This window comes from Butyrivibrio sp. FC2001 (assembly GCF_000424125.1).
Classification (GTDB): Bacteria; Bacillota; Clostridia; order Lachnospirales; family Lachnospiraceae; genus Butyrivibrio.
Genome location: NZ_AUJH01000036.1, coordinates 1 through 5,879 on the forward strand (window position 1 = coordinate 1; position 5,879 = coordinate 5,879).

Below are 5,879 nucleotides of genomic sequence, written 5' to 3' on the forward strand. Positions count from 1 at the left end.
AAGACTATCACACACATAAGTGATGTGATAAAGAGTAAAAGATTCCCCAAGATTTTTTTCATTTTCATTTCCCCTGACTTTTCTATTCTGCACTATGGCAGGCTCCCTCATAGTCAATAATTATATCACAAGTCGATTATTATATACATGAAAAAACTGCCGCACTATAAACTAATGCGACAGTTTCTCTCACTTATTTTTATAATATCGATTTATTTAAAATATCTGTCAAGGAGTCCCTTAAATGCCTTGCCATGTCTTGCCTCGTCACGAGCCATCTCATGGACTGTGTCATGGATTGCATCAAGATCAAGAGCCTTAGCACGCTTTGCAAGATCTACCTTACCTGCTGTTTTAAGGAACAATTTTTGGAACAATAGTAAGAATAAAATGAAGATCCTTTAAGAAGTTGGAACAACTTTAGAACAACTTTTAGGAGGTTTATTACAATGTCAAACAAGGAACAAACAGCAAAAGGTGTATATCAGTTAGATAATGGGTATTGGGCATATCGTTTTATCATTAAAGTAAATGGTAAAAACAAAGCTCAAAAAAGAGTCAAAGATGAATTAGGAAATCCCTTTAAAACACAGAAGCAAGCACTACGAGCAAGAAAAGCAGCCATAGAAAAAGAAAAATTAAACAGCCTGCTGCCTCAACAACAACCCACTAAAAAGACTTTTGCTGAAGTATATGATGAATATTGTACAAATGGAAGAAGTGGAAAAGCGTATTCAACTATAAAAAAGCAGGATTCATTATGGAAAAATCATTTACAGAAAAAATTTGGAGATAAATATATAGAAGAAATAACTGTTGCTGAAATACAAGATTATTTTGAAGAACTATATTATAAAGAAAAAAGAGCATATTCATATGTTGAATCATTTTTAAAAATGTTTTATCTCGTATTTGGTCAAGCATATTCTAGAAACTATATGAATATAGATTATTACAATAAATTATGTGTCAATAAAGATACAAAAATTCATATGCCAAAACTTAAAATTGATGATGACCTTGATATTGTTTATTTTACAAAAGAAGAAATAACACAATTAGAGAAATATTTTAGGGGAAAGAATGCGGAAACCGCATATATGCTTGGTAGATATTGTGGTCTTAGGATAAGTGAATGCTTTGGTTTAAAATGGAATAATATAAACATTGCTGAAAGTTATATTCAAATTGACAGACAAATGCAATATCAAGATGGACTTATAAAATTAGTATCTTTAAAGACGAGAAATGCAAAAAGAAAAGTGTATATGTGTGATATATTAAGAAACTATTTTATTGATCTCAAGAGGCAGCAGGCGACATACGTTAATATTTTTAAAGAACAGCGGCAGCAAAATCAAACTATTATAAAGGATCTTGATGGTAGTGATCTATCTTCTCTTGAATTAGTTAATACTCTTCCAAACGGGAAATTACAAACAGTTAATTCTATGAAGTATCATTCAAGATGCATCAAAGAACAATTTAGTATTCAATTTAAATATCATTACCTAAGACACACTTATGGAACATATTTAGCAGCTTTAAACACCCCTGAATACTTATTGTGTAATCAGATGGGGCATTCTAGCAGCAATGTTACTCATAAATACTATGTTGCTATATCTGATCTTGGTATTTCAGTACTAAAAAATAATCTTGAGCTTCTTTAATCTCTGAAATCAAATAATTCCTTTGGTGTAATATCAAGAACTTCACATAATTTAAATATTACATCAAAGGAAACTCCTACTTTCCCCAATTCAATAGCACTTATATGGCTTCTATCAACATTAACAAGCTCAGCTAATTGAAGTTGGGTAAGTCTTTTTCTCTTTCTGTAATAAACCACATTCAATCCAAATTTTTCATAGTATTCTTTGTATGAATCTAGCATAGACAACTCCTTTGTGGCTAATTTTAAGGAGTGTCTTGCGCATAATAAACCTTGTGTGAATCACATTACGCGATTTACACAAGTCATTTTTATGTATATAATATACAAGTTGTTTTTTATAGTTTTATTTAATTGAAAGGAAACAAATTTATGAGGAAAAGATTATTCGTTGCAATTACTTTGGCATTATCAATTATGCTAACTGCTTGTGGAAGTAACAAAGCATCAGTAGAAAGTAATTCAACAGAAGAAACACAAGATAGCAATTTAAGCGCAGAAGATAGTGCAAAGCAAGCCTATGAAGTACTAAATGCCTCTGCAGACTCCGCTGATCGCATCATGTCAAGCGTATTAGCTGCATGGTATTTCTCTATAGATAAAGGAAATGATTATGTTTTGGAGGACTATTATAGTGGCGTATATGATTTTTCAAATGATCTTGGATTGGATACAAGTGCAGTAGATACTGCCTTTAAAGAAGTCATCAAAGGTACAACTTATGAAACAATGTTTACTTCCCAAGCTTTTAAAGAGCCTGCCATATGTGTGAAATTGGCTCTTCAATGCTATCAAGATGCAGGCATAATAGATACTACTAAAGAACTACTATCTGATGCAAAGCAAGATATAAAAAACGCGGAAAGTGCTGAACCAAGTGCATCATATTTGGAAGATTTAAAGAAATATCATTCAGAGATACAATCTTATCTTGACTATACTCTGAGCCCTACAGGAAGTTATAAAGATTGTTCATCTGAAGTAGAAACATATAGAGCAAATCTCAAAACATTCAAAAACAATTTAGCTTTTGATCTTGAGTAACATATCATATATCAGAAATAAGACTGCTATGCGGTCTTATTTTTTTATATTTCGTACCAAATTTAACGTTATATCTTTTTGTACCAAAACTATTGATTTTGAAGCAGCATTTTGATATATTTATAGTATCAAATCAGACGTTCGTTAATTATGGTACTAAGGAGATAACATTTATGTGCAAGATTTATGGGTATTGTAGAATATCAAGAAGAACTCAAAGCATTGAAAGACAAGAAAGGAACATCTTAGCAACATATCCAAACGCAATCATAAGAAAAGAAGCCTACACAGGCACTAAAATGGATCGTCCTGAATGGAAAAAACTCTTTTCTGTTGTAAAAGATGGGGACACCATTGTTTTTGATAGTGTTAGTAGAATGAGCAGAAATGCAGAAGAAGGTACAAAAATATATTTTGAATTACTTGAACGTGGTGTAGAACTAATTTTTCTTAAGGAGCATTATATTGACACTTCTGTTTACAAGAGCAGCACACAAGACCGCATTGAATTAACAGGCTCAGATGAAGATGAAATTTTTAAAGGCATAAATAATTATTTTAGAAAACTCGCAATAAAACAAATCCGTATTGCCTTTGAACAAGCTCAAAAAGAAGTTGATGATTTACATCAAAGAACATCTGAAGGAATTGAAACTGCTAGATTAAATGGTAAACAAATAGGACAAGTCAAAGGTGCTAAACTAACAACTAAAAAATCTATTGCTGCAAAAGCAATCATAAAAAAGCATAGTAAAGATTTTGAAGGATCTTTAACAGATGAAGAAGTAATTAAACTCGCTGACATAAGTCGTAACAGCTTTTATAAATATAAAAGAGAATTGAAAGAAGAATAATATTTGAAAGTAGTAATTTATGAAAATAAGTTACTACTTTTTTTATAAAAAACATTATCCAAGTACAAAATTATGTACTGCTTATTATTTATAATAAGTACATAAGTTAAAGAGATAACACAAAAAAAGGAGATAACAAATGAAAAAGAGAACAACAACTAATTATTTTATCGATCACGCAGCAAAAGAGGTACTTATAACAAACAAATTTGCTAAGGCAGCAGCTCAGATCAATTCTGAAGAATTTAGTATACTCATGAAAATCAGAACAAGCTGTCCTGATTATACTATCAAGAAAAGAACCATTGATTCTTCATCAAAGAAAAAAACCTATAAAGGTTTGAATTTGGATGCTATGAAAAACTTTCTTAAGGATGATGAAGAAGGTATGAAACTGTTTAATAAGGTAAAAATAGCTGCGGATGGAAAGTATCCAATAATAAAGAAATGGTTCTTAGACAACTATGGAGAAGAGTATCTGAATCAGATTGAGAATTTAAAAAAGTCCGATAAAGATGATAACTCTGATGATACTGATAATGAAGAAGTCTCAGCTGTAGCATGAAAGGAGTCCCATGAATAATATTAGTATTGATGTACTCACAAACACAATTATCATAACAAAAGCATTCTATTATGAGTCCATGAAGTTTGGAACAGAAGAAGAAAAGATTCTTCATGATATTATGGAAAAGTATCCAAATATGAGAATTGCCTTAAGATCTAACAGAAGATCCCATTCCTCAAACAGCTCAAAAGGTCTTACATATGATTATATGAGAAGATTCATTCGAACAATGGATAGAGAAAACATTATTGTTTTTGAAGATGTTATTAATCATTATGAGGCTTTTGGTTATTCTTCAGGTCAACTATATCAATGTGTAAAGAATTGGTTTTTGGACACGTATCCTCATCATAAGGATATGATAGTAGATAGCACCCCTCATAAGAAAATAGCTTAAGGGGCGCTATATTATGGGATTTTTATAATAGTAATCAAATAATTATCTTGTTGTGGTCAAAAAAATCTCCAAATATTTTTTTGATTTTGAAAAACGAGAGACGAAAGACGGAAAATAGTAATGATCATTTATACAGATTTATTACGCCTTCAATATATCTTACAAAATCGTCTTTAACATTAGACGGAGATAGTATCGTTGCTTGTGTTCCAAAGCCTAATAGCCAAGCATAAAACTGATCACTAACTTTAACATTTATTCTTGCTATGAATGAATTATTATCTTCAAAATCAGGTCTAATACGGGCATTTTCCCCAAATCTATCTATTATTGCTCCTGCAAGATTATTAGATACTCTAAGAGATATTATTTCATCATTTCCGCCGAACATGCTAAAACTCTTTGTAGAATAATCTACTATATCAAAAGATTTAAATATTTCTTGTCCTTCTCTATCTGATGTAGTAATACTTATTCTTTGCATCTTATCAATTCTATAATGACGGATTTCTTTAGAAAAGCTATTATCATAAGCAATTAAATAGTAATTATCATCAGAAAGAGTTATAGCAAATGGGCTAACATTGAATTTTGCACCTTCTCTAAGAAGGACTAATTTTTTCTGATAATTCCATTTTACATATTGAAAACTTATAGCTTTATTATTTGAAATAGCAGAATAAATAGTATCAAGATTTTGTAGGACTTTATCATTCATTGTTTTTATTCTTTTACCAAGAACAATTTGCCTATTCAAATCTTCAGAATCAAACTTACTGCCTAATAATTTTATTTTTCCTATAATTTCCTTTGATTTTTTCTCTGTAAGGAATTTGGAAGCGGAGACCGCATCTATTAGCATCTTTAATTCATTCTTATCAAATTTTCCTTGCGGATGATGATATTTATAATTTCCTTTCTCTTGTACCCCTTTAATTTCAAACCCATAAGTATTTAATATAGATATAGCAGCATATATTGTACGCCTATCCGCATATATTCCCTTTGTCTTGTTAGCGTCGGGGGACTTTGACCATTCAGCATCGGACTATTTTGACCAATAATCATCGATTCAAAATAGCCAATGGTGGTTAATCCCCTTTTTATGTTGTTACTACATGCCAAATAACCGGATTAACAAATCCGCAGGATTTGTATAATGCATAAGGATTACTTTTATTAGCCACACGTCCTGACACAGTGACAAAATCCGCCTTATTTTCCAGTCTTATCAGCAATTCGCATACTATGTATTTACCTAATCCCAGTTTTCGATAATCGGATGAAACTTGTATCCATTCCAAGACACCTTCTCCAATACGGGTATCCAACTCGGCAATA

At 31.1% G+C, this 5,879-nt stretch carries 8 protein-coding genes and 1 pseudogene; 5 read left to right on the forward strand and 4 right to left on the reverse strand.

Going from position 1 to position 5,879, the window contains the following annotated elements; genetic code table 11:
- Positions 1–212 precede the first annotated feature (212 nt).
- Positions 213–353 (reverse strand): annotated as a pseudogene (locus G601_RS25805) (NADH peroxidase); the annotation flags it as partial.
- A gap of 96 nt (positions 354–449) precedes the next feature.
- Between G601_RS25805 and G601_RS0113635 the strand changes: the two are divergent.
- Positions 450–1,673 carry a tyrosine-type recombinase/integrase gene (locus G601_RS0113635; protein WP_026665695.1) on the forward strand — a complete coding sequence of 408 codons (1,224 nt, stop codon included), beginning with the start codon at positions 450–452 and terminating at the stop codon, positions 1,671–1,673.
- Here G601_RS0113635 and G601_RS0113640 read toward each other — a convergent pair.
- Entirely contained in the window at positions 1,670–1,897 is a 228-nt protein-coding gene (locus tag G601_RS0113640; protein ID WP_026665696.1) for a helix-turn-helix domain-containing protein, read from the reverse strand. The two genes, G601_RS0113635 and G601_RS0113640, sit on opposite strands and share 4 nt — an antisense overlap.
- Positions 1,898–2,047: 150 nt before the next feature.
- Between G601_RS0113640 and G601_RS0113645 the strand changes: the two genes are divergently transcribed.
- The 4 genes from G601_RS0113645 (at position 2,048) to G601_RS0113660 (ending at position 4,538) form a co-directional block, all read left to right on the forward strand.
- Positions 2,048–2,719, forward strand: coding sequence for a hypothetical protein (locus tag G601_RS0113645; RefSeq protein WP_026665697.1), 672 nt, complete (start codon positions 2,048–2,050; stop codon positions 2,717–2,719).
- 173 nt (positions 2,720–2,892) lie between these two features.
- Positions 2,893–3,573, forward strand: coding sequence for a recombinase family protein (locus tag G601_RS0113650; protein WP_026665698.1), 681 nt, complete (start codon positions 2,893–2,895; stop codon positions 3,571–3,573).
- 139 nt (positions 3,574–3,712) lie between these two features.
- Complete coding sequence (locus G601_RS0113655) at positions 3,713–4,138, forward strand: hypothetical protein (protein ID WP_026665699.1); 426 nt, start codon at positions 3,713–3,715, stop codon at positions 4,136–4,138.
- A 10-nt stretch (positions 4,139–4,148) separates the two neighbouring features.
- The gene (locus G601_RS0113660; RefSeq protein ID WP_026665700.1) at positions 4,149–4,538 is read left to right on the forward strand and encodes a hypothetical protein; all 390 of its coding nucleotides are present in this window, start codon (positions 4,149–4,151) and stop codon (positions 4,536–4,538) included.
- A gap of 124 nt (positions 4,539–4,662) precedes the next feature.
- On the opposite strand, the gene G601_RS23290 is transcribed toward G601_RS0113660, so the two are convergent.
- Together G601_RS23290 and G601_RS26245 are read right to left on the reverse strand one after the other, a co-directional pair.
- The gene (locus G601_RS23290) at positions 4,663–5,400 is read right to left on the reverse strand and encodes a WYL domain-containing protein (RefSeq protein WP_051205848.1); all 738 of its coding nucleotides are present in this window, start codon (positions 5,398–5,400) and stop codon (positions 4,663–4,665) included.
- 241 nt (positions 5,401–5,641) lie between these two features.
- A partial coding sequence (locus tag G601_RS26245) for a hypothetical protein (protein ID WP_026665701.1) occupies positions 5,642–5,879 on the reverse strand: 238 nt, incomplete at its 5' end.

Coding starts and splice junctions, on each gene's coding strand:
- G601_RS0113635 (WP_026665695.1), top strand. CDS start 450: ATGTCAAACAAGGAACAAACAGCAAAAGGTGTATATCAGTTAGATAAT.
- G601_RS0113640 (WP_026665696.1), bottom strand. CDS start 1,897: ATGCTAGATTCATACAAAGAATACTATGAAAAATTTGGATTGAATGTG.
- G601_RS0113645 (WP_026665697.1), top strand. CDS start 2,048: ATGAGGAAAAGATTATTCGTTGCAATTACTTTGGCATTATCAATTATG.
- G601_RS0113650 (WP_026665698.1), top strand. CDS start 2,893: ATGTGCAAGATTTATGGGTATTGTAGAATATCAAGAAGAACTCAAAGC.
- G601_RS0113655 (WP_026665699.1), top strand. CDS start 3,713: ATGAAAAAGAGAACAACAACTAATTATTTTATCGATCACGCAGCAAAA.
- G601_RS0113660 (WP_026665700.1), top strand. CDS start 4,149: ATGAATAATATTAGTATTGATGTACTCACAAACACAATTATCATAACA.
- G601_RS23290 (WP_051205848.1), bottom strand. CDS start 5,400: ATGCTAATAGATGCGGTCTCCGCTTCCAAATTCCTTACAGAGAAAAAA.